General features: G+C 65.6%; 26 protein-coding genes and 1 pseudogene. 11 read left to right on the top strand and 16 right to left on the bottom strand.

What is annotated here, in order from left to right; translation table 11 throughout:
- Positions 1 to 36 precede the first annotated feature (36 nt).
- Entirely contained in the window at positions 37 to 627 is a 591-nt protein-coding gene (locus ACWF99_RS03355) for a hypothetical protein (RefSeq protein ID WP_452534408.1), read from the top strand.
- A gap of 413 nt (positions 628 to 1,040) precedes the next feature.
- Here the strand turns inward: ACWF99_RS03355 and ACWF99_RS03350 are convergent, their stop codons facing one another.
- The 9 genes from ACWF99_RS03350 to ACWF99_RS03310 form a co-directional block, all read right to left on the bottom strand.
- Positions 1,041 to 1,547, bottom strand: coding sequence for a MarR family winged helix-turn-helix transcriptional regulator (locus ACWF99_RS03350; RefSeq protein WP_378631385.1), 507 nt, complete (start codon positions 1,545 to 1,547; stop codon positions 1,041 to 1,043).
- A gap of 34 nt (positions 1,548 to 1,581) precedes the next feature.
- Positions 1,582 to 1,710 (bottom strand): hypothetical protein, encoded by a 129-nt coding sequence (locus ACWF99_RS03345; protein ID WP_452534406.1) that lies wholly within the window; start codon positions 1,708 to 1,710, stop codon positions 1,582 to 1,584.
- Positions 1,711 to 2,042: 332 nt separating this feature from the next.
- Positions 2,043 to 2,591 (bottom strand): hypothetical protein, encoded by a 549-nt coding sequence (locus tag ACWF99_RS03340; protein ID WP_452534404.1) that lies wholly within the window; start codon positions 2,589 to 2,591, stop codon positions 2,043 to 2,045.
- Positions 2,592 to 2,888: 297 nt separating this feature from the next.
- Positions 2,889 to 3,590, bottom strand: coding sequence for a Crp/Fnr family transcriptional regulator (locus tag ACWF99_RS03335; RefSeq protein ID WP_452534402.1), 702 nt, complete (start codon positions 3,588 to 3,590; stop codon positions 2,889 to 2,891).
- Positions 3,591 to 3,739: 149 nt separating this feature from the next.
- Positions 3,740 to 5,350 (bottom strand): GMC family oxidoreductase, encoded by a 1,611-nt coding sequence (locus ACWF99_RS03330; RefSeq protein ID WP_452534400.1) that lies wholly within the window; start codon positions 5,348 to 5,350, stop codon positions 3,740 to 3,742.
- A 123-nt stretch (positions 5,351 to 5,473) separates the two neighbouring features.
- Complete coding sequence (locus ACWF99_RS03325) at positions 5,474 to 5,980, bottom strand: pyridoxamine 5'-phosphate oxidase family protein (protein ID WP_452534398.1); 507 nt, start codon at positions 5,978 to 5,980, stop codon at positions 5,474 to 5,476.
- Between the two features lie 175 nt (positions 5,981 to 6,155).
- Positions 6,156 to 6,929 carry an SDR family NAD(P)-dependent oxidoreductase gene (locus ACWF99_RS03320; protein ID WP_452534396.1) on the bottom strand — a complete coding sequence of 258 codons (774 nt, stop codon included), beginning with the start codon at positions 6,927 to 6,929 and terminating at the stop codon, positions 6,156 to 6,158.
- A gap of 67 nt (positions 6,930 to 6,996) precedes the next feature.
- Positions 6,997 to 7,488, bottom strand: a complete 492-nt coding sequence (locus ACWF99_RS03315; protein ID WP_452534394.1) for a beta-class carbonic anhydrase — start codon at positions 7,486 to 7,488, stop codon at positions 6,997 to 6,999.
- A gap of 146 nt (positions 7,489 to 7,634) precedes the next feature.
- Positions 7,635 to 8,237 (bottom strand): TetR/AcrR family transcriptional regulator, encoded by a 603-nt coding sequence (locus ACWF99_RS03310; protein ID WP_378631396.1) that lies wholly within the window; start codon positions 8,235 to 8,237, stop codon positions 7,635 to 7,637.
- A 119-nt stretch (positions 8,238 to 8,356) separates the two neighbouring features.
- Here ACWF99_RS03310 and ACWF99_RS03305 point away from each other — a divergent pair, with 119 nt between their 5' ends.
- Positions 8,357 to 9,526 carry an aromatic ring-hydroxylating oxygenase subunit alpha gene (locus ACWF99_RS03305; RefSeq protein ID WP_452535303.1) on the top strand — a complete coding sequence of 390 codons (1,170 nt, stop codon included), beginning with the start codon at positions 8,357 to 8,359 and terminating at the stop codon, positions 9,524 to 9,526.
- Positions 9,527 to 9,544: 18 nt separating this feature from the next.
- Here ACWF99_RS03305 and ACWF99_RS03300 read toward each other — a convergent pair whose 3' ends face one another.
- A complete protein-coding gene (locus tag ACWF99_RS03300; RefSeq protein WP_452534392.1) occupies positions 9,545 to 10,462 on the bottom strand; it encodes a DAPG hydrolase family protein in 918 nt (305 codons plus the stop codon).
- 138 nt (positions 10,463 to 10,600) lie between these two features.
- Here ACWF99_RS03300 and ACWF99_RS03295 point away from each other — a divergent pair, with 138 nt between their 5' ends.
- Together ACWF99_RS03295 and ACWF99_RS03290 are read left to right on the top strand one after the other, a co-directional pair.
- Positions 10,601 to 11,500 (top strand): fumarylacetoacetate hydrolase family protein, encoded by a 900-nt coding sequence (locus ACWF99_RS03295; RefSeq protein WP_452534391.1) that lies wholly within the window; start codon positions 10,601 to 10,603, stop codon positions 11,498 to 11,500.
- Positions 11,501 to 11,577: 77 nt separating this feature from the next.
- Entirely contained in the window at positions 11,578 to 12,186 is a 609-nt protein-coding gene (locus tag ACWF99_RS03290; RefSeq protein ID WP_452534389.1) for a TetR/AcrR family transcriptional regulator, read from the top strand.
- Between the two features lie 353 nt (positions 12,187 to 12,539).
- Here the strand turns inward: ACWF99_RS03290 and ACWF99_RS03285 are convergent, their stop codons facing one another.
- On the bottom strand, positions 12,540 to 13,340 hold the full coding sequence (locus ACWF99_RS03285) for an alpha/beta fold hydrolase (protein WP_452534387.1): 801 nt from the start codon (positions 13,338 to 13,340) through the stop codon (positions 12,540 to 12,542).
- Between the two features lie 89 nt (positions 13,341 to 13,429).
- Between ACWF99_RS03285 and ACWF99_RS03280 the strand changes: the two genes are divergently transcribed.
- Both ACWF99_RS03280 and ACWF99_RS03275 read left to right on the top strand, forming a co-directional pair.
- Positions 13,430 to 13,984, top strand: a complete 555-nt coding sequence (locus tag ACWF99_RS03280; protein ID WP_378631471.1) for a TetR/AcrR family transcriptional regulator — start codon at positions 13,430 to 13,432, stop codon at positions 13,982 to 13,984.
- A gap of 167 nt (positions 13,985 to 14,151) precedes the next feature.
- Positions 14,152 to 15,432, top strand: a complete 1,281-nt coding sequence (locus ACWF99_RS03275) for an FAD-dependent monooxygenase (RefSeq protein ID WP_452534385.1) — start codon at positions 14,152 to 14,154, stop codon at positions 15,430 to 15,432.
- Between the two features lie 155 nt (positions 15,433 to 15,587).
- On the opposite strand, the gene ACWF99_RS03270 is transcribed toward ACWF99_RS03275, so the two are convergent.
- The 4 genes from ACWF99_RS03270 to ACWF99_RS03255 form a co-directional block, all read right to left on the bottom strand.
- Positions 15,588 to 16,583 (bottom strand): sigma-70 family RNA polymerase sigma factor, encoded by a 996-nt coding sequence (locus tag ACWF99_RS03270; protein ID WP_378631407.1) that lies wholly within the window; start codon positions 16,581 to 16,583, stop codon positions 15,588 to 15,590.
- Between the two features lie 88 nt (positions 16,584 to 16,671).
- Positions 16,672 to 17,604: a zinc-binding dehydrogenase gene (locus ACWF99_RS03265; RefSeq protein WP_452535301.1), complete on the bottom strand. Its 933-nt coding sequence runs from the start codon at positions 17,602 to 17,604 to the stop codon at positions 16,672 to 16,674.
- A gap of 231 nt (positions 17,605 to 17,835) precedes the next feature.
- Complete coding sequence (locus tag ACWF99_RS03260) at positions 17,836 to 18,585, bottom strand: SDR family NAD(P)-dependent oxidoreductase (RefSeq protein WP_452534382.1); 750 nt, start codon at positions 18,583 to 18,585, stop codon at positions 17,836 to 17,838.
- Positions 18,582 to 18,935, bottom strand: coding sequence for a darcynin family protein (locus ACWF99_RS03255; RefSeq protein ID WP_378631412.1), 354 nt, complete (start codon positions 18,933 to 18,935; stop codon positions 18,582 to 18,584). Before ACWF99_RS03255 ends, ACWF99_RS03260 begins: the two co-directional genes overlap by 4 nt.
- 39 nt (positions 18,936 to 18,974) lie before the next feature.
- On the opposite strand from ACWF99_RS03255, the gene ACWF99_RS03250 reads away from it, so the two are divergent.
- Both ACWF99_RS03250 and ACWF99_RS03245 read left to right on the top strand, forming a co-directional pair.
- Complete coding sequence (locus ACWF99_RS03250; protein WP_452534380.1) at positions 18,975 to 19,538, top strand: TetR/AcrR family transcriptional regulator; 564 nt, start codon at positions 18,975 to 18,977, stop codon at positions 19,536 to 19,538.
- 807 nt (positions 19,539 to 20,345) lie between these two features.
- The gene (locus ACWF99_RS03245; protein ID WP_452534378.1) at positions 20,346 to 20,684 is read left to right on the top strand and encodes a hypothetical protein; all 339 of its coding nucleotides are present in this window, start codon (positions 20,346 to 20,348) and stop codon (positions 20,682 to 20,684) included.
- 40 nt (positions 20,685 to 20,724) lie between these two features.
- On the opposite strand, the gene ACWF99_RS03240 is transcribed toward ACWF99_RS03245, so the two are convergent.
- Positions 20,725 to 21,588 carry a class I SAM-dependent methyltransferase gene (locus ACWF99_RS03240; protein WP_378631415.1) on the bottom strand — a complete coding sequence of 288 codons (864 nt, stop codon included), beginning with the start codon at positions 21,586 to 21,588 and terminating at the stop codon, positions 20,725 to 20,727.
- Positions 21,589 to 21,957: 369 nt separating this feature from the next.
- Between ACWF99_RS03240 and ACWF99_RS03235 the strand changes: the two genes are divergently transcribed.
- From ACWF99_RS03235 to ACWF99_RS03225, 3 genes and pseudogenes are all read left to right on the top strand, one after another.
- Entirely contained in the window at positions 21,958 to 23,118 is a 1,161-nt protein-coding gene (locus ACWF99_RS03235; protein WP_452535299.1) for a PP2C family protein-serine/threonine phosphatase, read from the top strand.
- On the top strand, positions 23,115 to 24,737 hold the full coding sequence (locus ACWF99_RS03230; RefSeq protein WP_452534376.1) for a sensor histidine kinase: 1,623 nt from the start codon (positions 23,115 to 23,117) through the stop codon (positions 24,735 to 24,737). Before ACWF99_RS03235 ends, ACWF99_RS03230 begins: the two co-directional genes overlap by 4 nt.
- A pseudogene (locus tag ACWF99_RS03225) lies at positions 24,734 to 25,165 on the top strand (response regulator); the annotation flags it as partial. The gene ACWF99_RS03230 and the pseudogene ACWF99_RS03225, both read left to right, overlap by 4 nt.
- Positions 25,166 to 25,268: the final 103 nt, after the last annotated feature.

Below are 25,268 nucleotides of genomic sequence, written 5' to 3'. Positions count from 1 at the left end.
CGAGACCGATCGTCCCGGTGCCGTCACCTCGGTGGGGTGACTGGTGGGCGGGCGATCGATGGAGTCGGACGCGGCGGCTTCGTCGTGGGCGGGGGCGTGGTCGTCGGTGACGTGGTCGTTGTCGACCGCGCCGATGTGGTCGTTGTCGCCCGCGCTGATGTGGTCGTCGGCGCCGCCGGTGTCGTGGATATCGCCGGTGTCGTGGATATCGCCGGTGACTGGGATGTCGTGGTCGAACTCGCCGGATCGGTCGTTGTCGTGGTGCTGGGCGATGCTGTCGTGGTGGTGCCCGGCACTGTGGTGGAAGTGACGGTGATGGTCGAGGGATCAGCTGACACCGTCACCGTGCTCGGTTCGGCTGTCACCGTGATCGTCGACGGATCGGGCGGAGTCATGGCGGCGGTCACCGTGGATGTCGAGGTCGACGTGACGGCACCCGGGTCCGGCACATCGGCGGTGTCCTGGACCGAAAGGCTGGCCGTGGCGGAGAAACTGGCGCTCACCGAAACAGCCGGCGAGTTCGCTGTCGCGGTATCCGTCGGTATGGCTGTCGTCGTTTCCGTCGCAGTGGTCGTGCTCGGGGAATCGGCGCCCGGTGGGGCGGACTCGGCATCGGTAGCGGGGTAGCCGCCCGAGACGTCGACCGGCACGGCGACCTCGCTCGGGTTGTCCGCTGGTGTGCTTGTGATCGTCGCCAGGGACAGGCTTCGGCCGGCGCTGTAGCCGGAAATTCGTGCGGTGGGTTCGCCCGCGAAAGCCCCCGCACTGGTCGCCCGCACCGGCGGGCTCGAATCTGCCCGCACCACGAGCGTTGTCCCGATAACCGTCATCGCCAACGCGGCCGCCACCCCGGCACGCGACATCTGCCGCCGGAACCGGTCCGATGATCGCGCCTCGGGCGGGTGGCCGCACCGTCGCACAATCTGAGGTCGAGGCTCGGTATCGGTGGCAGGCTCCGCCACCGGGTTTTCGCTGTTGTCGAAGGTTCGCATTCAATTCCTGCTTTCTCCCTCGAAATACGCCGACCGGCGTGTGTGTTCTCAGGGGCGCGAGTAGGGATCCACCTCGCGCAGCCGTTGCCGGTGAATTCGTTGCAGTTCGCCCGCACGGGTGAGAAAGTCCGCGATTATTTCCAGTTCGGCGGCGTCATAATAATTCAGCAACATCTTGTAGCTCTCGACGATCATCGGAACGACGAGTTCCTGTACCCGATCGGCCGCGAGCTCGGTGGCCATCACAATGACGCGGCGACGATCGGTCGGGTGCAGCGACCGTGCGATGTAGCCCTGTTTCTCCAGCCGGTTGAGCATGATCGTGACACCGGCGGCGGTGAGGCCGAGCCGTTCGGCCAGCCTGCCCGGCGTCGTGGACTTCTCCTCGAGCAGGACGATCTCCAGTGCGCGCCGATCGGTCTCGTTCACGCCCAGCACTCTGATCAATTCGCGGACCAGGTCCTCGACGCTTCCGTGATAGAACTCCAGCGCCCTTTTGAGCTCGACCGAGATCCGGGCGGGTTCGCTTGTTGTCGGGCACACGGGCTTTCCCATCGATCACTGGAAACATAGAACCGCTCAGCACAAGTCACCGATCAGGGCCTGTTCGGTTGCTGAGCGCCCGGATCTGTTCGGGGCAGCCGGGGAGCGCGGCGGAGTCGATGGACGCCGCAGGCCGCAGCAGCAGGGATTGCCGCCGGGTGCTCGAGGTGGGCATGGGCGCTCCTGTCAATCGATCGACCGGCGGCCCGAACCGCGGCTGACGAACATCACGAAAGCGGCACCGCTCCGGTCGTCGAAGCGGCCGTGGCTGTGCCGGACATGCACTGTACGACACACCGGGCGAGGTGGTACCGCGCATCGGATAAATCGGTCGAAGTGGCTCCGCTGCGCCAAACCGTAAGCAGGGCAACCACAATCAGCAGTGGCGGCCGTCCGGTGTGACTCGGTGGGGCCGGACCGGGATGCTGAGGCAACCCGGTCCGGGACGTTCACCACAGGCCGCCGGCGCGGACACCGGTCATCATCCGGCGGCACTCGGGTGCGGACTCAGACGACAGCTGTGGTGGTCAGGGTCGGGGACGGGTTCGGGTAGCACGAGGTCGCGACATTGCCGACAAATGAGACATTGGTCGTCATGGTCATACCGGGACTGGTGTAGCTGGTCCCCGCGTACTTACTGGTGATCGGTGTTCCGGCGGCGCCGGCGGTGACGTTGATGGTCACCGCCGGTGGGGTGAAGCTGGTACCGCCGGCGATCGGACCCGGCACGGTCAGTACGACATTCCCGCCCGACGTGGCCACGGTGCCCGCCACGGTGCCCCCGGAGGCGGTAGCTGAGACCACTGTCGAATTCGCCGGAGTCGGAATGGTCATCTTCAGGTTGCTGATGTTGTTCACGGTGAATCCGGAAGCTGAACTGGGAACCGACGAGGCGCCCGGTGTGATGGTGATGGCCACCGTGGAGCCCGACGCCGCCGAGCTCGGCGCGGTGCCGGTAACCGAGGTGTTCATGCTCGAGGTTTGGCCGATGCCGAGGACCGTGCCCCGGCAGCTCCAGTTCACGCTGACGGGGGCGGCATTTACCGGTGCGGCCAAACAAAAGACGGTCGCGATGGCGACCGGGGCGATAAAGCCCGCACGAAACAAGGAAGAGGTCGATATCATGGCGATCTCCAGGGAATGTCGAGCAGCGGTAAGACGGGAGGTCGAACCGCTAAAAAATGGGTGTTCAGAAAATATAACCCGCTCTTGTCTTTCTGTTGTTGAAATCGCCGATCCGAGCGTGGCAAGAATATCCTTATCCGCAATTAGATATCTATTCCGAATAGTTAACTGCGGAAAGGTTTTTGCGCAGACCAGTATTGTCTCGGCCGGTCGTCGCCGGTCGGCTGCTCAGTGGCTGTGGAGTTTTGCTGTGAGCTGCCGCAATCCGTCGCCGTCATCGATGCCGATGCTGTCCCGGCCGATGGTGATCAGGCGGTGTCGCTCGAATTCCTCGATGACCTTGTGGAACGACGCGCTCCGCACACCGAGCATGGCGGCGAGCGTGCGCTGGTCCAGCTGAACCGACCCGTCGACGGCTTCGTCGAGAAGCAATTGAGCCACCTGGACCGGGAGCGGGCGGCCGAGCATATCCGTCAGCCAGCTCTGGACCGTCGTAACCCGCTGCGCCACACTGGATATCCAGCGCCGAGCGATCTCAGGGTTGGTGGTGAGCAACGTGTCGAAATTGCGCTGGGAGACGAACAGGCACTGCGCCTCGGTGAGCGTGCGCGCGGTGTATGCCAGAGGCACCTCCAGCACCAGCGCGATATCGCCGTCGACATCGCCAGGACCCAGCCTGCCGACCACAGCACGCTGCGTGCCCGATCCGACGGACAGTTCGACCTGCCCCTGCCGCACGATCCAAACCCCGTCCGGCGGTTGGTCCGCCGAGAACATCACCGATCCGGCGGGCAGGGCTCTGGCCTCGAGACGGTCGGCAACTGCGGTGAGGTCGTCGAAGTGCAGCGGAGCGGCGGCACCGTGGCCTACCCACCGCGCGACCCAGGCCGCATGGCGCACTCGAAGGTCGTCGAAAGACTGCTCACCCATATCGTGCAGCAAGTGGGAGAACGTTCGGTGGCTGTGTAGCATCGCGTGCTCCTGACGGTGCGTACGAACTGGTCAACCCACCGTCCATTGTCCTCCCTTCGGCGACAGAACCAACCGCGTGCATACCGATGCGGCCGATACGGAACCGCTCAGGGTCGAAGGATCAGGTCCGCGCACTTCTCGCCGATCATGATCGAGGGCGCGTTGGTGTTCCCGCCGATGATGGTCGGCATGATCGACGCGTCCGCGACGCGCAGACCGTCGATGCCCGAAACCCGCAACGTCGGATCGACGACCGCACGCTCGTCGACTCCCATCCGTACCGAGCCCACCGGGTGGTACACGGTGTGGATTCGGTTCGGCAGCTCCGCGCGTAGCGACGCGTCGTCGGCGAACTCGGCTCCGGGGTTGATCTCGCCGGCGTTGTCGCCGGTTCCCGCCATGATCTCGCGCACCATCGCGATGCCTTCGAGCAGCACTTCCGCATCTTTGGGCACGCTCAGGTACCCGGGGTCGATGAGTGGAGCCGCAGTCGGATCCGCCGAGGAGAGCCTGACGGTGCCCCGGCTCTCGGGGTAGATCAGCGTCGGGAAGACACTCTGCCCCGGCTTCTTCGTCGGCGGTACGACCCGCTTGTCGGAGTCCTGGTTGGGCGAGGGGTAGACCCAGTAGAGACTGAGCAGTTGCAGGTCGGGAATGTCCTGGGCGAACGACGTGCGCACGAACGCGACGGACTCGAACGACGATCCGGCCGCCCACGAGCTTCCTGGCCTGCGCTTCTCCGCGAGGAGTCCGCGCAGGAAGTACGACGGAGTCGGTCGCCGCACCGCCGATTTCATCTTGTACGAGAGCGGGACGAAGAGGTGGTCGTGCAGGTTGTCGCCGACCGGCAGATCCGCGTGCACCGCGATGCCGTGCTGCGCGAGGTGTTCGGCGGGACCGATACCGGACAGTTGGAGGATCTGCGGCGACCCTAACGCGCCCGCCGAGAGGATCACCTCGCGCGAGGCGTGCACAATCTGCTTGCCGCCCTCGACCGAGATCTCGACGCCGGTGGCCCGCGAGCCGTTGACGACGATCCTGATGACCGTCGTCTCGGTGAGAACCAGCAGGTTCGGGAGCGGATCCGCATGGATGTAGCCCTGCGCAGTGGAGTACCGCAATCCCTTCGCGGCGCTCTGCTGAAAGACCGCGACGCCTTCCTGACTTTCCGCGTTGTAGTCGTCGATGGCGGGCACACCCAGGCGCTCGGTCGCCGCTCCCATGAACGCGCGGGCCGCCTCGGTGAGATCGCTCTTGCGGGTGACCTTGATCGGGCCACCGGCACCACGGAAGTCGCTGGCGCCGCCCTCCCAGTCCTCCAGCCGTTTGAAGTACGGAAGGACACCGGCGTAGTCCCAGCCCTCGCAGCCCTCAGCCGCCCAGTCGTCGAAGTTCTTCTTGTTGCCGCGGACGAAGAGCATGCCGTTGACCGAACTCGAACCACCCAGGACCCGGCCGCGCGTCATGGGGATCGTGCGGTCGAGCGCACAGCGCTGCGGTATCGACTTGGAACCCCAGTCGAACAGCTTCTTCAACTGCGGCGTGGAGTGCATGACGTTGATAGCACCGGGAATCTGGAAGAGCATCTTGGCGATGCCCTTGTCGTCTGCGCGCCCAGCCTCGATCAGCACGACGGACGCGCCACTTTCCGCGAGTCGGCGAGCCACCGCGCAACCGGCGCTACCGGCTCCAACCACGATGTAATCGGCGTCGGTCATCGGCGCTTCTCCGTTCGATTACCGTTGTTCCGGCACGGCGACGATCACCCGGCCACAGACGACTTCCAGGGATGTGGTCAAGAGGGTGGGACCCCTTCATTGTGCTCGTCCGAGGAGCGCAGATCAGGGTTGAACACCGGCTGTGCTGCCGCCGAGCGGCATGGCGGGCAGACCGAGTTTGCGATGGTCCCACGAGCGGATCCGCGTCGGCTCGACCCGAACGACGATGCGTTTGTGCATCATGGACTCGACCAGCGGACGAGCCTGCTCGGTGTAGGGACCGACGTAGCGACGGAAGACGTCGATTCCGGCGTTCCAGTACTCCTCGTCGGCGGGGTCCTCGATCAGATGCGCTGTTCCTTCGATCGAGACGCCGCGCAACTGGTCGTAGGTGTCGCCCGCCTCGGCCATGCAGGTAAGGGTCGGGTTACGGCGCAGATTGGCCGCCTTCTGCGACTTCGCCTTCGTCTCGAAGTAGATCTTGCCGTCGATGTGCCCGAACCACATCGCTGTCAGATGCGGTTTGCCTTCGGCATCCAGGGTGGCCAAGGTGAGCACCCTGCTGCGGTCGAGGAACTGCGCGATCTCGTCCGCGCTCATCTGCACCGTGGCCCGCTGTTTGATTCCCACGTTCACCTCCAGCTCGATCGTTGCGCCGACCCTATCGAGCAACCGCGCCCGGCGATCCCGAACGCGACTATTCCCCTGGCCAGCGGCCCTGGTCGTTGTTGTCGACTACTGGAACAGCGTGTCCCACACGGCGAATCGCGTCAGTCGACAGAAATTCGGAAGGGGCGCCGCTCGTTCAGAACTGGCCGGGCAGCGGCACAATGCCGAGGTTGGCGTCGAGGCCACCGTCGACGACGAGGGTGGTGCCGGTGATATAGCCGGCGGCGGGCGAGGCGAGGAACCAGATCGCCTCCGCCTGTTCACGTGGTTCCGCGAACCGTCCGAGCGGGATCCGGCGTTCGATCGCCGTCAGCAGTGCGGGGTCCTGGTGTACGCCGGCGGTGATGCCGGTGCGGGTGAGCCCGGGTGCGATGGCGTTGATCCGAATCCCCTGCGCGGCATAGTCGATCGCCACCGCGCGGACCAGGTTGATCAACGCGCCCTTGGACGCGTTGTAGGCCCAGTTTCCCGCATCGCCGCGCAAACCGGCCACCGATGCGGTCAACACCGCGCAGCCCCCGGACCGACGCAACGCCGGAATCGCCGCTCGCAGCCCGCGAATCGGCCCGAGTAGGTTCACATCGAGGATGCGGTCGGCCGTGCGCACCGCATCGTCGGCCTCGAGCGGCGGGGTGCCGCCGGTTCCGGCATTGAGAACGATGGTGTCGAGCCGGCCGAAATGACTCAGCGCGGCGTCGACCGCGGCCTGGTTCGCCGCGTCGGACGACACGTCGCCGGCCAGGGTCACGATGCCGTCGCCGAATCCGGTCAGGCCGTGCTCGGAGATATCCACCGCGACCACGTCGTGCCCGCGTTCGGCGAACAACTCGACAGTGGCTCGGCCGATACCGGACGCGGCGCCGGTCACGATCGCGACGCGACGCACGTCGGCGGGGGAGGGCTCGCTCATCTGAGGCCTTTTGCCGGAGCCCGAGCAGCGCGCCCGATCTCGGCCACTCGGGCAGTCACACCGATGATCAGTCGAGTACTTCGTTCAGTTTTCCGGTCGCGACGTCGAAGACGAATCCGCGCAGAGAGGTGGTGCGCGTGATGAAGGGGCTGCGTTCGATGCGGCGCAGCGAGTTGCGGATGTCCTCGTCGAGATCGCCGAAGGCTTCGGCGGACCAGGTCGGCTTGATGCCGATCTCGTCCTGGATCGCCCGTTTGAAATCGTCGTCGGTGAAGGTGAGCATGCCGCAGTCGGTGTGGTGGATCAGGATGATCTCCGTGGTGCCGAGCAGTCGCTGGCTGATGGCCAGCGAGCGGATCTCGTCGTCGGTGACCACGCCGCCCGCGTTGCGGATGACGTGGGCTTCACCGTCGCGTAGACCCAGGATGCGGTAGACGTCGAGGCGGGCGTCCATGCACGCCACCACCGCGACGTGCTTGCTGGGCGGCAGCGGGAGCGGGCCGCTGAACTGCGCCGCGTACGCGGCGTTGTTGCTGAGGTATTCGTCTGTGACGGTCATGGCGGCGTCCTCGGATCGATGGGTGGCGACAACGAATCTCCGCATCCATGGTTGGTGCTCGACCGGAGAGCGGCCAGAGATTCGCGCAGATCGAGGAGAAGGGTCGTTCGCAGCCGCGCGAACGAGTAGAAGCGCGCACTTCACACTCAGGGCCGCAGCTCACGCAATGCCGGGGCGATCCAGGTAGTGAGATAAGCGCGCAGCGCGACGCCCTGACGTGGCGGGCGACCGGGGTCGATGACGAACGATTGCACGGTGCGCAGCATGTGCTCGACCAGCTCGTCGAGGGCGGTGTCAGCGATACCCGCGCGTTCCCAATCGATGGCGAAGCGTTCGAGAATCGAGCGGCCGAAGGCCCGCGCGGTGTCTGAGGTGACGCCAGGGGAAAAGACACCGGCGCGGCCGGGGCTCAGTAGCAATCCGAGATATCTGTCGGCGGCGAGACTTTCGAGGGTGTAGGCAATGCCTTCGACCACGGCCTCGGCTGGATCGGTGATGTGGTCCAGATGCGCGGCGAGGACATCGAGGAAGCGTCCGGTCTCGGCCAGAGCGGTAGCGGTCAGCAGCGCATCGGCGTTGGCGAAATAGCGGTACACCGTTTGGCGGGTGACGCCGAGGTCGCGGGCGATCTCGGCCATCGTGAAATCCCCGCCGCTGCGTTCGATGGCAGTGCGCGCGGCGGCGATGATGCGTTCGATGGCTTCGGTGTCATCGGCCGGAGTGGTGCCGGACCAGCCATGGGTGCGCATCGAGTCCCTTCGGGCAGCTGTGTTTCTCGCCGACTCTATCGACTTCGTCGGGGGACCGCGTAACCCGTTCAACCGAAACAGACCATACATATTGAGCAATATGTATGGTCATTGTCATGATGAACCAGATCGAACCCGGCGCCGTCGGGCTGACCGAGGACCTGACCCGCCGCGCGCTGCGCTTGGTGCTCGACCGGACCACCGACATGGCGCCGACCGCACTACGAGTGCCGCTGCACTACTACCGCGACCCGAAGATCGCCGAGGTGGAGGAATCGCAGATCCTGCGCCGCACGCCTGTGATGATCGCGCCCTCCGCGCGCATCCCCGAACCGAACGACTACGTGGTGCGCACCGTGCTCGGCGACTCATTGCTGGTGACCCGTGATCGCGACGGCACCGCGCACGTGCTGCTGAACTACTGCCGTCATCGCGGCGCGCAACCGGCCTGTGGATCCGGCAACGCAACGCGCTTCACCTGCCCGTATCACGCCTGGACCTACCGCAACACCGGCGAGCTGACCGGAGTGCCGGGCAAGGAAGGCTTCACCGGAATGGACCGCGGCGACTACGGCCTGGTCGAACTACCCAGCCAGGAACGTCACGGCTTCATCTGGGCGGTACTCTCCGCCGACGGTGAGATCGACATCGACGCTCACCTCGGCGACATGGGACCTGAACTGGCGCAACTGGATTACGGTTCCTACGGCTACCACGACGAGCGCGAGTTCACCTCCGAGGTCAGCTGGAAAGGCGCGCTCGAAGCCTTCGCCGAGAGCTATCACTTCCCGTTCGTCCACGGCCAGAGCGTGATCGGCCAGAATACCGTCGCCAACACCTCGACCCACGACGCCTTCGGTCGCCACCACCGGATGGGATTCCCGTTCAACTGGATCACCGGGCTCGACACCGATCCCACCGGTTCCTGGGATCCCCTGATGAACATGGGCGTGATCTACTGGATCTACCCGAACCTGGTCCTGGCCAACAGCCCTGTCGGCGTGGAGATCCTCGACATGCTGCCCGCCGGTGCGCCTACCCGCTGTACCGTGCGCCACAGCTGGATGGCCAAGATCCCCGCCACGACTGATGAGCAGCGCGCCGTCTACGACACCATTTACGCTCAAGTCCACGCCGCGGTCCGCGACGAGGACTTCGCCATGCTGCCCCAGTGCGGCGAAGGTGTTCGTCATGGCCAGCATGACCACATGATCATCGGCCGCAACGAAATCGGCGTCCAACACATGATCAAGACCTTCGCCACCGAACTCGGAGTCGCCCTGAGCTGAACCGGCTTTCGATCGGTGTCAGCGGGCGAATTCGTGGTAGAGCCGCGGCAGAAATCCGGCCAGATGGTTCATTTCCTGACCGCAGTGCAGGAGTAGTTCCCGGGCGAGCTCGACGTCGAGGACGAGGTCTCGGGGATCGACGGCGGGCCCGCGTTCGATCGCTTGCGCGGCTCGGGAGAGGTCGGGTTGGTGGAGGCCGTGGAGATTGAGGTAGAAGCGGCTGCGCATTTCGCATCCCCCGGGGATCGGCCTGACCTGATGTGCCAGCCACCCGAGGTCGACCGGCGCAACGATGCTGCCGACCCTGCCGAGAATGATCGTGTGCTGATCGGGGACATCGAAGCCGTGGGCACGCGGGTCGGTGAAGGCAATCGCCAGTTGCTGCAGTTTCGGGCCGATGTACTCGTCGACATAGGCGATGTTGCCGATGTATTTGTCGCGGTCGGAAATGTGGTCAGCCGACCGGTCCCGGGCGATTCCGCAGTAGAGGTGAGCGTCGGGGTGCCACAGTTTGTAGCGCGCGGATTCCACGGTGTGCCAGGCGAACCACCAATCCCACATGGCGGCGGTGACGCCCTGCATCTCGGTATGTACCGCGACCCAGATCGCGCCGGATGCGGTGTGTCCGTAGCCGGTTTCCACCGCGGCGACACCGTGCGGTGAGAGGTCGCTCGGGAGTGCGGAGAACTCGGGAATCTGCTCCGATGGCGTCGGGCCGCAGCGATAGGCCGCGGCGACCGAAGCCAGGACAGGCGCGGTGTGCGCGGCCATGTATTTCGCGTACGGTTCGGCACGGTCCTCGGCAGAGTACCCACGGTATCGCACGTTCGGATCGGCGGTGGCGGAGACTGGGAGACCGGACAGCGCCAGGCCCACGCCGACAACCGCCGCCACCTGAATTGCGCGGCGCCGATTGGTTTCTGGTTGGCTCGGCATCCGTCGACCCTATGGTCATGGAGAAGAGCTACCGAAGCCTTGGGGCAGGTCTGTGAAGTATGACAACGTGCGGAGGTGGCATCCGGTGCCCAGATGCACGCGCGCCGACCTTCGGCCACAACGAACAGAGGATCGTCGATGAAGTTGCGTCGGGTTCGGACCGAGGACGGTTTGCAGACACAGTGTCTCCGTGACGGGCAGTGGTCCGCGCATCCGGAACCGGTGGCGGGCAAGGTGTTCGGTGATCAATGGGAGCTCGGCGTCGCGAACGGGCACCTGAGTGAGTCCGAGCTGTTGCTGCCTTTCAACCCGGCATCGTTTCGCGACTTCATGTTGTTCGAGCAGCACAATATCGACGCCAGCCGTGGTTTGGTGCGCCGATTCCATCCGGCGCAGTACCGGTTGGCTGCTGCGGTCGAGCGGCTGAGTGGTCGGAGCTTTCCGCTGTTCAAGCCGAAGCCGTTGTTCTATCAGCAGCCGATCTACTACATGGGTAATCATCTGACATTCGTTCCGTCGGGAACCCCGATCAGTGCTCCGGCCTACTCGTCGGCATTGGATTACGAACTCGAGATCGGATTCGTTCTCGCCGAGCCTCTGTACTGTGCGACCGCGCAGCAGGCTACCGCCGCGATCGGCGCTTTCGTCCTGCTCAACGACTTCAGTGCGCGCGACATCCAGCGCGCCGAAATGGCCAGCGGGTTCGGGCCACAGAAATCCAAGCATTTCGCCAGTTCGATGTCGGCGACCGCCGTGACCGCGGACGAAATCCTGCCGCGCATCGATAGCCTCACCGGGTCGGTCAGAATCAACGGCGATACCGTCACCACGGTATCGAGCGCTGGGATGTGCTGGAGCCTCGGTGAAGTCCTCGCTCACGCTTCCCACAGCGAACATCTCTTTGCTGGAGAGTTGTTCGGAACCGGCACTCTGCCCGGCGGCAGCGGTATGGAAACCGGTAACTGGCTCGAGCCGGGGGATGTCCTCACCTTGACTCTCGATGGTATCGGCGAGGTCGAACACCACATCACCAGCTGATGGGAATCCGCCGCCTGCTGCCGGCGCTGGGCTGAGTGGTGCCGCGTCGATGGCAGGTGCCGCTACTGTGTGGTCCCATGGCGCGAATCAAGGCCACCGACACCGGCACGAAGGTTGCGCGGCGGCAGGTGATCGCCGCCGCGGTGATCGACGTTCTCGCTGAACAGGGTCTTCGCGGGCTGACTCACCGCGCGGTGGACGCCGCCGCCGGCTTCGGCAGCGGCGCGGTGAACTATCACGCCCCCACCCGGGCGCACCTGGTCCGTTTGGCGCTGGACGAGCTGTTCGCCCGCGACGGGGTCGTCGCCGCCACTCATTTCGCCGACCTGATCTGCACCCCGCAGATTCCCATGGCCGTCGTAGTTGACCGCATGAGCGCGTTCGTGCAGGAAATGACGGCCCCTCCGGCTCGGCAGCGTGTCGTTGCCCGGCATATGTTGTTGGCCGAGGCCCAAGTCGATCCGCAGATCCGTGCGGAGTTCGATGCGCACCGTGGTGCGTTCGTGGAGTTCGCCGCGAATATCGTGACTGCGATGGATCACGATTATCCCGCGATCACCGCCGAGGTGGTGGTGATCATGATCGAAGGCTTGATCCAACGCCAAGTACTCATCGGGGCAACGCCATTGGCTGATTCGTTGCATCCGATCATTGCAGGTCTCCTGCGTTCGTGGACTATCGAGTAGGCCCCGCCTGATATGGAACCCTGTCGACAACGGTCACGATGTTGACGATCTTGTCTTTGTCGACCACGAGACGGTCTGCGCCCGCGACCGACATTGCCCCTCGTATCACGGGTAGGCATTGTGAGATGAACTGCCTGTATGCTCTGGAGCCGCTCACGCGCCTGGTTTGAGTGTCGCAGATGACGTCATCAGCGACATAGCGCATGGCCCTGCTGAGGTCGCCGGCTGTCAACGCGGTGAAGTAGTGCAGGGCGGTGAGATGACACAAGTTCGGAAGCCGAGTGGTGCACCTACTCCAGACCTCGGATCCAGGTCTTGCGTGCGCTGTCCTGCGCACAAAGTCAGCCAGCGCGCTAGATCGAGCGCAGGATCCCTCGCAAGCGGTCGGCAAAGGCCCGTGGCCGAAAAAGCGGTCCGTTGTGGCCGCCGGGAAACGTCTCGACTTCGCGGCCGAGCATCTCGGCCAGGGCCGTGGAACAGTGTGGCACCGGGCCGACGCTGGTGGCGCCCGCTGCCGGGGTGATCACGTCGGCAGCAGCGCGGAGTGCCACGGTGTCCGGACGATATTCGCGCACTGCCGGCGCATCGTGGGCGAGGAAGTGTTCGAGATTGCGTATCCGGCCTGGATTCGGCAGTGCCACAGGCACATCGGGGTCGCGGTCGACGATGTCCAACCCCGCGATCTTGACGAGGAGCGCCATCGCCGCGGCGATGCCGTCGCGGCGGTACGCGTCTTCGACGTCGAGCTGGGACTGAAGCAATTGCGCACGCTCGGAATCGGGTAGCAAGGCTGCTATCGGCGGCTCATGAGCGATCACTGTCCGAACCCGTTCTCGGTGGCGCGCCGCGAGTTCCAGCGCGATGATCGCACCGATGCTGGTGCCGAATACCAGCGCCGGGGAGTCGGTCACCGCGCCCAGTACCAGCGCGGCATCGTCGGCGTGCGTGCGTGGACCCGACGTGTCAGCCGGTCCCGTGCTGCGCGACAGGCCGCGCCGGTCGAAGCTGATCACCGTGAAGTCCGACTTCAGATGCAGGGCTAGGACGTCATACGCATCAGCGTCGCCGTCACCTCCGGGGAGCAATAACAGCGCAGGGCCGACGCCTCGAACCTTGTAGTAGATCTGCGCGCCGGGCACGTCGAGTACCGCCATGATTCACCACCCATAAGAAACTGAAGTTGCTTATTTGAAGGTAGCAAGCACTGAAAGTTTTAAGCAACTCGGGTAGCTTATTGGGGGTGATGCAGACACGACGACGAGGTGCCGCGCTGGAGCGGGCCATCCTGGACGCGGCCTGGGCGGAACTGGTCGAAGTCGGCTATCGCGAGATGACCATGGCCGGCGTCGCCGAGCGCGCAGGCGCGGCGAAATCGGTGCTGTACCGACGGTGGCCCGACAAGTTCGACCTGATTCGCGCTGTCATCGAGCAACGAGTCCCCCGGCTGGGGCGTCCGGCGCCGACCGGCAATCTGCGTGACGACGTACTTCAAGTACTCACCGGGGTCATCGCTCGATATGAGAGTTTGTCGGTGCTGACAGGTGTGGACCCGGAGTTGACCAACCGGCTGCGCCCCGAGCTCGCCGACGACGCGATCACCCAACTCGGCGAAGTCGTGCAAGCCGCGGGTATGGATCTGGCCGCAATCAGCCCGCGATTGTTGCGCCTACCCATCGCGATGATCATCGACGACCTTCTCCACTACAGGGACGAGGTCGATCCGCGAGCGATTGCCGACGAACTCTTCATTCCCCTGGTCGAATCGACCATTGTCACCAGCTCGCGAAAGGCGCCGTGATCCGTCGCGTAGGCGGACTCGAAGCCGCCTGTCGCGCGAGCACGGATACGTTCGCGGCGCACCGATGAATTTCGTGTGGATCTGTCGTCGATATCGGTGGATACACCGACTGCGGTGTGTCTGCGCCGGGGCCGTTCCCGCGCGGGAACAAGCACACGGAGGCACCGGTGAACTTCGACAGCCCTGCACACGAGCACGCGACCCAGATACGTGAGCAAACCGCCGACCCCGCACACCCGCGGGTGTTGGTAGCGGGAGCGAGCATCGCGGGGCCCGCGCTGGCCCACTGGTTACATCAGCGAGGGGCAGAGGTGACCGTGGTGGAGCGGGCGTCCGGGCTGCGTCCCGGTGGGCAGGCGGTAGACGCACGCGGGGTGACCAAGGAGGTCATCCGGCGCATGGGGCTGGACGCGCAGGTGCGCGCGGCCTGCACGGAGACCGCAGGCGCGCACACCGTGGACGCGGACGGGAGCGTCCTGGAGACCTTCCGGGTGGGCGACGACGGCGGCGACGGGTACATCGCCGAGATCGAGATCCTGCGAGGGGACCTGTCCCAGGTGCTCTATGACGACACCCGCGACAGCGTCGAATACATCTTCGGCGACCGGATCGCCGCCCTCGCCCAGGACGCGGACGGGGTCGACGTGACCTTCGAATGCGGCGACCCGCGCCGCTTCGACCTGGTGATCGGGGCAGACGGACTACATTCGGCGCTGCGAGCAATGGTCTTCGGCCCACATGAGCGGTTCGTTCGCCATCTGGGGCTCGTGCTGGCCTTCTACAGTGTCCCCAACGACTTCGGATTGGACCGCTGGTTGATCGACTACCGGGAGTCGGGGCGATCCGCGGGCCTGCGGCCCATCCGAGACGCCGCCCAGGCGATGGCCGTACTCTGCTTCAGCTCGGGCGACTTCGACGTCGACTACCGCGACATCGCGGCGCAGAAGCGTTTGCTGCGCGAGCGGATGAGCGGAATGGGCTGGTTGACATCCGACATCCTTGCCCATCTCGACGACACTGCGGACTTCTATCTGGACCAGGTCGCCCAGGTGGTGATGGAGAGCTGGTCGAGCGGGCGGGTGGGGCTACTCGGGGACGCGGCGTTCAGCTCGTCGCCGATGTCGGGGCAAGGTACCGGCCTGGCTCTGGTCGGCGCCTACCTGCTGGCCGGCGAGTTAGCCGCCGCAGGATGGGACCCGGAGACCGGGTACGCCGCCTACGAGCGGCGGATGCGCTCGTTCGTCGAGGCCAACCAGGAGATCGGCCGGTTGCACGCGCGAAGCCTCATCGCCCCCGCGCCGGAGGCCGAGCCGGGCACAGGGCCCGACGTCGAATGGGACCTCGCGCTGATCGAGCGTGCGATCAACGGTATCGAGCTGCCCGACTACACAGGGGGGCCGACCGAAACGCACACCGCACCACTGAGCAACTCGTCGGCCAAGCCGTAGGCATCACATCGGCAGGGGTGGGGCCCGGGGCATCGGGTACATCAACGGCCGGCAATCGCGGCTGACGCTGCCATTGTGGTGCAGGGGCTCGCCTGGACATCATCCCGAGCGATCGGTGCACGGGTTCCGGTGTGCGTGATTCCTCTCCTCGCGGATCAGGTTGCGAACACCCGGGGGAAGCCGAACATCGGAACCAGCGCGGGAGCATGGAACTTGACCACCCGTGCGATACCGGCGGTAGTGGGCGCCAGCACCACGACACCGTCCGCTCGCAGCACTCCGCTCGTGTCCCTGCGGTACACCACAGCGGCAGGTTGGCCGTTCGCGGTAGTGGCGATCATCCGCCAGTCACCGGATGTGCCGAGTACGTACGTGCCGAGCACATGGATACACATCGCCCTGCCCGCTTGCCAATCGCCGAACGGCGTCGCTTCCAGGGTGGCATCGGTGCGCAGCACCTGCTCCAGCAGACTCGCATCGGAACGCTCGAAGGCTGCGATGTAACCGTCGAGCAGCGCACGTGCTCGGGGGTCGGCCGGCTCGAGCAGATTCTCCGGCTCGGGCTCGACCTCGTCGAGGCGGGCGCGCGCTCGTTGCAGCCCGCTCTTGACTGCCGCAGTGGTGGTTCCGAGGATCTCCGCGGTCTCGTCGGCGGAGAATGCGAGCACCTCGCGCAGGATGAGCATCGCTCGCTGGCGGGCGGGCAGATGCTGCAAGCTCGCGATGAGCGCCAGCCGCAGCGACTCGCGTGCGACAACGATCGTCGCCGGATCGCCATCAGGTGGTGTGATCCACCCGTCCGGTAGTGGACCCAGCCACGAGATCTCTTCCGAAGCAATCGGATTCGGCGCACGATCGGGACCGTCGTAGGGTCCGCCCAAACCCGAGGGCAACACTCGGATCCGACGCCGCTGCAGAGCGGTAAGGCACACATTTGTGGCGATCTTGTAGAGCCAGGACCGAACCGAGGCGCGGCCTTCGAATCCTGAGTAGGACTTCCACGCCCGCAGATAGGTCTCTTGCACGAGGTCCTCGGCGTCATTGGCCGACCCGGCCATGCGGTAGCAGTGCGCCAGCAGTTCTCTGCGAAACCGATGGGTCTCGATGGTGAACCGGTCGTGATCCGGTGCGCCCCGTGGGTGCGATGTCACACGGCCACCCTAGCTAGCTTCCCTTGTCGAACGGCGGCTTCCATCTCGTGTGGGGTCACCGAGTCCACGTGGATACAGCGTTCGCAGGTCACGGCAGCAGGGCCAGTTTGCCGACGGTCGCTCTGGTCTCCAGTTCGCCCAGCGCTTTCGGACCGTCGGCCAAGTCGTAGACGGTGGGTTGGATCGGAGTGAGCACCCCGGCTGTGATGAGCGCGGACAGCTCACCCATGATTTCGCCGAACATCTGCGGTGCGGCCTGGATCAGCACGCCGATATTGAGCCCGATGAGCTGGACCTGATGCTTGTACACAAGTTCCCAATTGCTGACCGCCGCCTGCCCGCCCGCCAGCCCGTAAACAACGACCCGACCGGTGATGCGCTTGGCCGCTGCCAGACTGGCCTCGAACGTCGCTCCGCCCGCCGATTCCAACACCAGGTCGACGCCGGCGCCGCCGGTCACTCTTGATACTTCGGCGGCGAGGTCGTCACCGCGGGAGTCCAGGACGTGGTCGGCGCCCAACGCCAGAACTGCCTCGTGCTTGGCCGGCGAAGCGGTGGCGATGACCGTCGCCCCATAGTGCTTGGCGATGGTGACCGCGGCCTGGCCGGTCGCCCCCGCCGCGGCGTGAATCAACACGGTCTGGCCTGTGGCGAGCCCGCCCAGGGTCCGCAGTGCGGCCAGCGCCGTGGGCCAATTCACTGTCAATCCGAGCGCCTGCTGCGCCGTCCAGCCGGGGGGTACGGCGACCGCGGCCGCCGCGGGTAGCGCCACATATTCGGCGAAAGCGCCACTCCCGACACCGACAACACGTGCACCCGGCACGGGGTCGGTAACCTCCGCGCCTAGCGCGACAACTTCGCCGACGGCTTCGAAACCGGCTAGGTAGGGCGGTCGCGGGCCGTCCCGAAATGCTCCGTGGGACTTCGAGATATCAGCGAAGTTGACCCCAGCGGCGGCGACTCGGACAAGAACCTCGCCTGGCCCGGGGCGGGGTATCGGAGCATGGTCTATCAGGCGCATGTCCTGTGGACCTTCGAAGGACATCTGCTGCAGCGCACGCATGGTAATGGGAATGCTCATCGGCGATCAGCCTTTCTTTCCGGGGCACACGATGGAGTCCTGTTCGTCGTGCGGACAGGCTCTAGTAGGTAGACCCGGCTGACGCCACAAAAGAATCGGCCTGCGCAGTGAGCGGACGTAGCATCTGACAAGTTCCCGCTTCGGACTTCGCGAAGCGACGGTCGATCAGGATCAGTCCGCGACCACGCGAGCCGCGAGTGTCGGTGATATCCGTTGCATACCGAGCAACATTCCGACTTTCCCGACTCGGATCCGGTGCGCCTGCCTCTTGTGTAGCCCGGTGAGAACCGCCGCCGCTGCCGCGCCGGGGCTGATCTTGCCCCGGCCGCGTCCGGCGGTCATCGCGGTGTCGACCAGCGGCAGCATCGCGTCGACGACGCGCACGGTAGGTGCGTCTACGGCGAGTTGGTACCGCAGCGAGGTGGTCGCCGCGATCAAGCCCGCCTTCGCCGCGCAGTACACCGGCGCGGAACGCTTGGGCACCAACCCGAGCGCCGAGGTGATGTTGACGATCGTCGCGGACGGGGCGAGCGCCAGCGCGGGAAGCAGACGTGCGGTCAGGCGCAGCGGCGCGATCAGGTTCGCCGCCAGTTCCTCGGTCACATCGTCGAGCAGTTCGTCGGCGTCCGATGTCATCCACTGCCGGTCGAATTGGACTCCGGCGTTGTTGATCACCAAATCCAGTCCGGCGATTCCGGCCGCGGTCGCGGCGACGCGATCCACGTCGGCGGGAACGGCCAGATCGGCGGATATGGTCCGCAGGCCTGGGATGCGCGCGGCCGCGTTCGCGAGCCGGTCGGGGTCGCGGCCACAGATCAGAACGTGACAGCCGGTGGCGGCGAGCTGCTGGGCGAAGGCGAACCCGACTCCACTGCCGCCTCCGGTGACCAGCGCCGCGCGCGCGACGATCTGCTTGCTCATTCGGCGGCCCTGTGCCCGTCTTCCACGGACAAGATCAGGTCCTCGAGTCGGAAGTAGGGCCTGGTGAACAGCGCCGAGTCGCGCAGGTGCTCGATCACCAGGTAGTACTCGTCGAGGTCGGTGGTGGCGAACACCGCGATGTCGCTGGACCGGGCGCTGAAGGCCTCGGCGTCGTAGAACCGCATCGTGGTTTTCGTCCGGTCGCGCAGGGCGGTGCCCAGGGCGGCGTCGGCGATACGTCGACGCTCCGGGCGGCTCATGGCCAGCCATGCGGGGAGCGCGGTCAACATCATGAACGCCGTGTACTCGGTGGGCTCGGCACCTAGCGATGAAGCATTTGTTACATCCATGCCGGCGACCCTAGATGTAACAAATGTTACAGTCAAGGGGTGGCTGCCCGAACATCTCCGAACCCCACCCGACGCGACGAGCTCCTCCACGCCGCTCTCGACGACTTCGCGCGTCACGGCCTCGTCGACTTCACCTTGCGTGGCCTCGCCGAGCGCATCGGGACGAGCGCGCGCATGCTCGTGCACTACTTCGGCAGCCGCGAGCAATTGCTGTCCGCCGCGTTCGCTGAACATCGACAGCAGATGCAACGACAACTCGCCGATGCCGCCGAGCAGAGTCCGGCCGGGGCGGCGACATCGGCGTGGGCGGCGATGACAGCGGACGAGCAGCGCACACACTTCACCGTCATGTACCACCTGCTCGCCGCCGGTCTCACCAACGGCGCCGCGGAGCGCCCCGCCGCTCGCGATGCGATCCTGGCATGGGTCGACTATGCGACTGACCTGCTCGCTCGCGCAGGTCGCGATGCCGTCGATGCCCGTGTCGATGCCACGGTGCTGGCGTCGGGCCTCAAAGGAATCCTGATCGACCGCCTCGTCACCGACGACGAACAACGCTGCGACGCCGCCGCACGCCGCCTCATCGACGCGGTGCTCACCTGACTCGCGTGAGCGCGGACCGGCTGTGCGGCGATGCCGTCGTGGCTCGAGCCCGGTGGAAGTAGGAATTCGATTTCTATCCGAATCGAATCCGGTCGCGAACATGATCCGCCATGACCGCGGAGGTGTAGGTGCAACCGCTGGGCCTTGTTGCCGTTACTGCAGGGTGACCGACGCAGGGCATGGACGACTTCTGTAAGAGACTTCCAGTCGCGTCCGTGGTGCATGTCGAGCAGGCTATTTGCCAGGGCGGGTAGTGCGGGATGAATATTCGATACGGAGAGGTCGGGTTGCGCTGTACCGCAGGTGAATTCGCAATTCGATGCGGTGTGGAGGGTGTGGTCATCGGCGGTGCGGTATGACGAATTTTCGACAGCCTGGAACGGCCGCCCGGTCGCAATATTCCGGCACCTTTTCGGTGTGTGATGGGAAATTCTCGACACTAAAGCCCCGAAGCTGTGAAGTTTCCAGAGAAATGCTTCGACGCTCGACAAGGGCCGCGACTGTAAGAACAGTTTAGAACTGTTCACGATAATGATGGCAGCCTTCCTCGGGGTCGAGGCGGCACGGTGAGGTTGGTCGGTGAGGGCATCAGCAACGTATCGGATCGCGGGTCCACCTGGGCTGATCGGCAGCCGACTCCCCGACGGCTACCGATCTCGCGCAGATCACATGCTCTCTGTTACGGCTCACAAACCGGCTCCTGTTAGCTATCAATTAGCTATAAGATGTCCGGTTTGGCCCTCCATTTTCTGTGAATAATCGGGTACGGTCGACCATCGACGGGGAACTACTTCGACAGGGGGATCGATGGACGAGAACATCAGTGGTACCCCGATATCGCGCGATGACGTAGGCGGCGATCGGGTTTCACGAAATCTTGAATGCCGCATTGCGGCTCCCGGCGCGGAATCTTATGACAGCGAGACCGCTCATCTTCACGATGTCGTGGATCAATTGGAGTACGCGGTACAGGTTTGTTCGCGCGAGAGCATTCCGCTTCCCTTCGTGTTGCAGGAAGTCGAAAAGGCGCTCGGTGTGGACCTCGACGATCTCTCGGCGGACTGGCCTTCCGCCCTCCGCCTGCACCTCGTCGACTACGTGACGGCGGTGTTCGCGAAGGACCACCTACAGCCACCGCATCGGTGACGGCGGCCGGGGTGGTGCAAGTCGGCGCGGCGGGCAGTCCTCAGCGGCTCGCACGCAGAATGCGGTTCGCGCGCAGTGCGCGCGGCGAGTCGCTCTCGAACCTTCCGGATCCGTCGAGGTAGCCACCGATGAGCTCAGGGGCGGAATGGTCTTCGATGTCGGTGAATCCGAGGGCGCGCAGCTGTGCGGCGATGTCGTCGGGGGTGAAGTAGCTGAACAACGGTTCGCCGATGCCGGCCAGCCGATCGGCACGTGCCCGGTGGTCCGCACGGTCCTCGTCGGTCGTCGCGGGCTGGAGGTAGTCGAAGACCACCTCGACCGGCTGGGCCTGGGCAGCGATGTATTCGAGGGTGGCATGGGCGGCGCTCGGAGTCAGATAGAAGACGACGCCGAGCCACACGAACACGGCCGGGTCCGTCCGTGTGAATCCGGTGGATTCCAATCGCGCCGCCAGCGTCTGGGTTTCGAAATCGACCGGCACGAAGGTCAATGTCTCGGGGCGGTCGATTCCGGCGGCGGCGAGGCGTTCGCGTTTCCACGCCTGGGTGGCAGGATGGTCGACCTCGAAGACACGCAAGTCCGGGTACGTAGTGCGATAGGCGAAGGTGTCCAGGCCCGCGCCGAGGATCACGACCTGCCGCACACCAGCAGCGAAGGCCGCGGCCACGGCGTCCTCGGCGAAGCGGGCGCGGGCGGCGAAGAACAGGCGGCGGGGCCTATCAGTTGCCACGTCACCGAGATGATCGGTGGTGAGCGTGCCCGGATCGGCCAGTTCCTCCGCGGTGACGGCGAGCAGCCGTGCCGCCAAGGGGTCGGTGAAGATCTGTGGCCGGTCGGCGATCTGGTGATAGGCGCGGGCGTAGGCGGTGACGAGGGCTGTCCTGCTTGGTCCGTCGTTCTCCATGCTCGAGAACCTACTCGCGAAGTTGCCGCATGCTCTATGAACTCGCTCACCCATACGCCACCGGGGAGCCGGTACCGATTGCCCACGCCGAAATCCCGCGTGGGCATGGGTGTCGGCGCAATCGGATAGCATCCCCGGTACTACCTCTCGGTCCAGCAACCGGCCGGCGGAGTCAGTTCGCGTCGTGGGCGCTTGTGATCGGAGGCTTTCGTGCACACCCTGGGTTTTGTGCTGTCCAGGTGGGGAGGGGAAGTCTGATGTGGTGCGAGCAGGCAACTCTCGGCTGTGCCGGCGGTGGTCGTGGTGCGCAGTGACGCGTTGAACGCCGATCTCTTCACGGCCGGGCCCGGATCGCGGCGTCAACTCCACATACTGCTGGTCGAGGACGATCCCGGCGACGCCTTGCTGGTGGAAGAGATGGTCGCCGATCTGTCTCCGCGCCCGCACCTGGATTGGGTACGCACCCTGGCCGAGGCCGGCGAGCGACTACGCACCGACGTCCCCGATTGTGTGCTGCTCGATCTGCATCTGCCCGATGCACACGGACTCGAGGCGCTGGCCGGAATCCGCGTCCGCAACGATCAGGTCCCGGTCGTGGTGATGACCGGGCTCGACCAGGAGCGCACCGGGCTGTTCGCGTTGGCCTCCGGCGCGCAGGACTATCTGGTCAAGGGCCGGGTGGACCCGGAATTGTTCGGGCGCGCAGTGCGTTACGCGATCCAGCGCAAGCAGGCCGAGCTCACCAGTGCGGCCCTGCAGGCCAGTCAGATGCGGGCACAGGAGAACTCCCGACTCGAACGCGGACTGTTGCCGACCCCGCTGTTGGGTGCCGACCCCGCGGTGGAGGTGGTGTCGCGGTATCGACCCGGCCGTGACCACTCACTGCTCGGCGGCGACTTCTACGACGTGGTCCAGGACCCGACCGGCATCGTGCACGCCATCATCGGTGATGTCTCCGGCCACGGTCCCGATGCCGCGGCGACCGGGGTCGCGTTACGGTTGGCGTGGCGCACGCTGGTGCTCAGCGGTGTCACCGGTGCCAGGCAGCTGAACCTGCTCGAGGAAGTGTTGCTCGCCGAACGCGCCGACCAGCAAACCTTCGCCACCGCTACCAGCTTGGTACTCGACCCGGCGACCCGACAGGTGTCGGTGCGCCGCGCGGGTCATCCCGGCATGCTGTCGTGCACCGGTGCCGGACTGAGTTGGGTGGAGGTGCCGGGCGGACCGGCCCTCGGTTTCGTCCCGGGCTACGCGCAGTGGCCTGCGCACGAGGTGGCACTGGCGGATCAGGCGGGGCTGATGCTGTTCACCGATGGACTGTTCGAAGGGCGTGTCGGCGACGGCAGCACCCGCCTCGGCGAGGACGGATTGTTCGAACTGGCACAGACGCTGCCGACCGGACAGCCCGAGTCCTTCGTCGACGCGCTGATCGGGCAGGTGGCGGAACTGTCTTCGGCGGCAGGCGGTTTGGATGACGATGTGGCCATCCTGTATTTGCGGTGGAGTGATGTGACGAGGCGGAGAACGTGACGAGTAGTACACCAGCCCGGGCGGGGTCGATTCGCAAGCTGACAGCACAGGGCTGGTTCCAGCTCGTGTTCGCGCTGATGATTCTGGTGGTGGTCGCCGGTGCCGCGGCGGGTGCGCAGGTGATCGCGCACACCAGCCGGGTCACCGATCGTCTGCTCGCAGAAACTCTGCCCGCGGCCACCGAAGCCCATCGGCTGCAGGGTGCGCTGCTGAACCAGGAAACCGGTATCCGCGGCTACGCCATCACCGGGGACCCGCAGTTCCTCGAGCCCTACGACCGAGGGCGTCAGGAGCAGACACGCGCTGCCGACCGCTTACGGGAGCTGCTCGTCGCCCACCCCGGATTGCTCGCCGACCTCGCCGCTGTCGACCTCGCCGCCCAGCGGTGGCAGGCCGACTTCACCGATCCGGCGACCGGAGCCGTGTCGTCTCGCGCGGGCATCGGTTCCGACGCCGCCACGGGAGCGGTGCGTCGAAAGGCGCTCTTCGACGCCGTGCGCGATACCTTCGCGGTGCAGAACGACCATCTCGTCGCGGTCGTCGACAGCGACTCCGCCGAGCTGGCAAGCGCACGCACCACCCGCAACATCGTGCTGTCCGGCATCGTCGCGGTCTTCCTGCTGACCGGGGTGCTGCTCACCGTTCTGGTACGGCGACTGGTGGTACGGCCGTTGGGCTATCTCACCGAGTCGTCGCGGCGGGTAGCGGCGGGGGAGTTCGACGCGCGTATCGAGGCTGTCGGTCCATCCGATATCGCGTTGGTCTGCGAGGCGGTGGAGAACATGCGCCACCACATCGTCGCCGAGCTCGATTCCACGCGCATCCAGGAGGCGGCACTGCTGCGCCAGAAGCAGGATCTCGACGTCCAGGCCGAGGAACTGCGCAGATCCAACACCGAGCTGGAGCAGTTCGCCTACGTCGCGTCCCATGACCTGCAGGAGCCGCTGCGCAAGGTGGCCTCGTTCTGCCAGCTGCTCGAGAAGCGCTACGGCGACCAGCTCGACGAGCGCGGCAAGCAGTACATCGACTTCGCCGTCGACGGCGCCAAACGCATGCAGGTGCTGATCAACGACCTGCTCACCTTCTCCCGCGTCGGCCGGATGTCGGAGGGCACCGAGCCGGTGGGCCTGGATCAGACCCTGGACGAGGCGATAGCCGCCCTGGCGGCGACCATCGAGGAATCCGAGGCCGTGATCGAGCGCCCGGCGGCGTTGCCGGAGCTCCTCGGGGAACCGACCCTGCTGATCATGCTGTGGCAGAACCTCATCGGTAACGCGATCAAATTCCGCACGCCCGGCCTGACCCCTGTGGTCCAGGTGGCGTGCGCGCCCAACGTCGACGACGCAGAGGAATGGGAATTCTCGGTGTCGGACAACGGGATCGGCGTCGCGGCCGAATTCGCGGAGAAGGTCTTCGTCATCTTCCAGCGTCTACATCCGCGAGATGCCTACGGCGGCACCGGGATCGGATTGGCCGTGTGCAAGAAGATCGTGGAGTTCCACGGCGGCCGGATCTGGCTCGACACCGACTACCGTGACGGCACCCGTCTGTGCTTCACCCTGCGGGCGGCAGCGCCCGCGATCACCGCTACATCCATCGAGAACGAGGTATTCGCATGACCGATCCCGGCCAGCCGGTCGATATCCTGCTCGTCGAAGACGACCCCGGCGACGAACTGATGACGCGGGAAGCCTTCGAGGACAACAAGATCGGCAATACGCTGCACGTGGTCAGGGACGGTCAGGAAGCGCTGGACTTCATCTACCGCACCGGCGCGTACGTCGACGCTCCACGGCCGGATCTGATCCTGCTGGATCTGAACCTGCCCAAGTACGACGGCAGGCAGGTGCTGGAGAAGATCAAGGCCGACCCGGAGCTGTCCCACATCCCCGTGGTCGTGCTCACCACATCGGCGGCCGAGGAAGACATTCTGCGCAGCTACAAACTGCATGCGAACGCCTACGTCACCAAGCCGGTGGATCTCGACCAGTTCATCGCTGCGATCAGGCAGATCGACGAGTTCTTCGTGCAGGTCGTGGGGGGGCCCCCGGGGGGGGGGGCGGGGCGCCCGCCCCCGGGGCCCGGGGGGGCCGGCGCGCGGGCGGCCGGCCCCGGGGGGGGGGGGGGGGGGCCCGGGGGGCGGCGGCCGC

Source organism: Nocardia sp. NPDC055002, assembly GCF_053608825.1.
This window is presented reverse-complemented; position numbering and strand designations above follow the sequence as displayed.

What these genes read in the sequence shown, in the direction of transcription:
- ACWF99_RS03350 (WP_378631385.1), bottom strand. Translation starts at nt 1,547, where the DNA reads ATGGGAAAGCCCGTGTGCCCGACAACAAGCGAACCCGCCCGGATCTCG.
- ACWF99_RS03345 (WP_452534406.1), bottom strand. Translation starts at nt 1,710, where the DNA reads ATGCCCACCTCGAGCACCCGGCGGCAATCCCTGCTGCTGCGGCCTGCG.
- ACWF99_RS03335 (WP_452534402.1), bottom strand. Translation starts at nt 3,590, where the DNA reads ATGGGTGAGCAGTCTTTCGACGACCTTCGAGTGCGCCATGCGGCCTGG.
- ACWF99_RS03330 (WP_452534400.1), bottom strand. Translation starts at nt 5,350, where the DNA reads ATGACCGACGCCGATTACATCGTGGTTGGAGCCGGTAGCGCCGGTTGC.
- ACWF99_RS03320 (WP_452534396.1), bottom strand. Translation starts at nt 6,929, where the DNA reads ATGAGCGAGCCCTCCCCCGCCGACGTGCGTCGCGTCGCGATCGTGACC.
- ACWF99_RS03315 (WP_452534394.1), bottom strand. Translation starts at nt 7,488, where the DNA reads ATGACCGTCACAGACGAATACCTCAGCAACAACGCCGCGTACGCGGCG.
- ACWF99_RS03310 (WP_378631396.1), bottom strand. Translation starts at nt 8,237, where the DNA reads ATGCGCACCCATGGCTGGTCCGGCACCACTCCGGCCGATGACACCGAA.
- ACWF99_RS03305 (WP_452535303.1), top strand. Translation starts at nt 8,357, where the DNA reads ATGAACCAGATCGAACCCGGCGCCGTCGGGCTGACCGAGGACCTGACC.
- ACWF99_RS03300 (WP_452534392.1), bottom strand. Translation starts at nt 10,462, where the DNA reads ATGCCGAGCCAACCAGAAACCAATCGGCGCCGCGCAATTCAGGTGGCG.
- ACWF99_RS03295 (WP_452534391.1), top strand. Translation starts at nt 10,601, where the DNA reads ATGAAGTTGCGTCGGGTTCGGACCGAGGACGGTTTGCAGACACAGTGT.
- ACWF99_RS03290 (WP_452534389.1), top strand. Translation starts at nt 11,578, where the DNA reads ATGGCGCGAATCAAGGCCACCGACACCGGCACGAAGGTTGCGCGGCGG.
- ACWF99_RS03285 (WP_452534387.1), bottom strand. Translation starts at nt 13,340, where the DNA reads ATGGCGGTACTCGACGTGCCCGGCGCGCAGATCTACTACAAGGTTCGA.
- ACWF99_RS03280 (WP_378631471.1), top strand. Translation starts at nt 13,430, where the DNA reads ATGCAGACACGACGACGAGGTGCCGCGCTGGAGCGGGCCATCCTGGAC.
- ACWF99_RS03265 (WP_452535301.1), bottom strand. Translation starts at nt 17,604, where the DNA reads ATGCGCCTGATAGACCATGCTCCGATACCCCGCCCCGGGCCAGGCGAG.
- ACWF99_RS03260 (WP_452534382.1), bottom strand. Translation starts at nt 18,585, where the DNA reads ATGAGCAAGCAGATCGTCGCGCGCGCGGCGCTGGTCACCGGAGGCGGC.
- ACWF99_RS03255 (WP_378631412.1), bottom strand. Translation starts at nt 18,935, where the DNA reads ATGGATGTAACAAATGCTTCATCGCTAGGTGCCGAGCCCACCGAGTAC.
- ACWF99_RS03245 (WP_452534378.1), top strand. Translation starts at nt 20,346, where the DNA reads ATGGACGAGAACATCAGTGGTACCCCGATATCGCGCGATGACGTAGGC.
- ACWF99_RS03240 (WP_378631415.1), bottom strand. Translation starts at nt 21,588, where the DNA reads ATGGAGAACGACGGACCAAGCAGGACAGCCCTCGTCACCGCCTACGCC.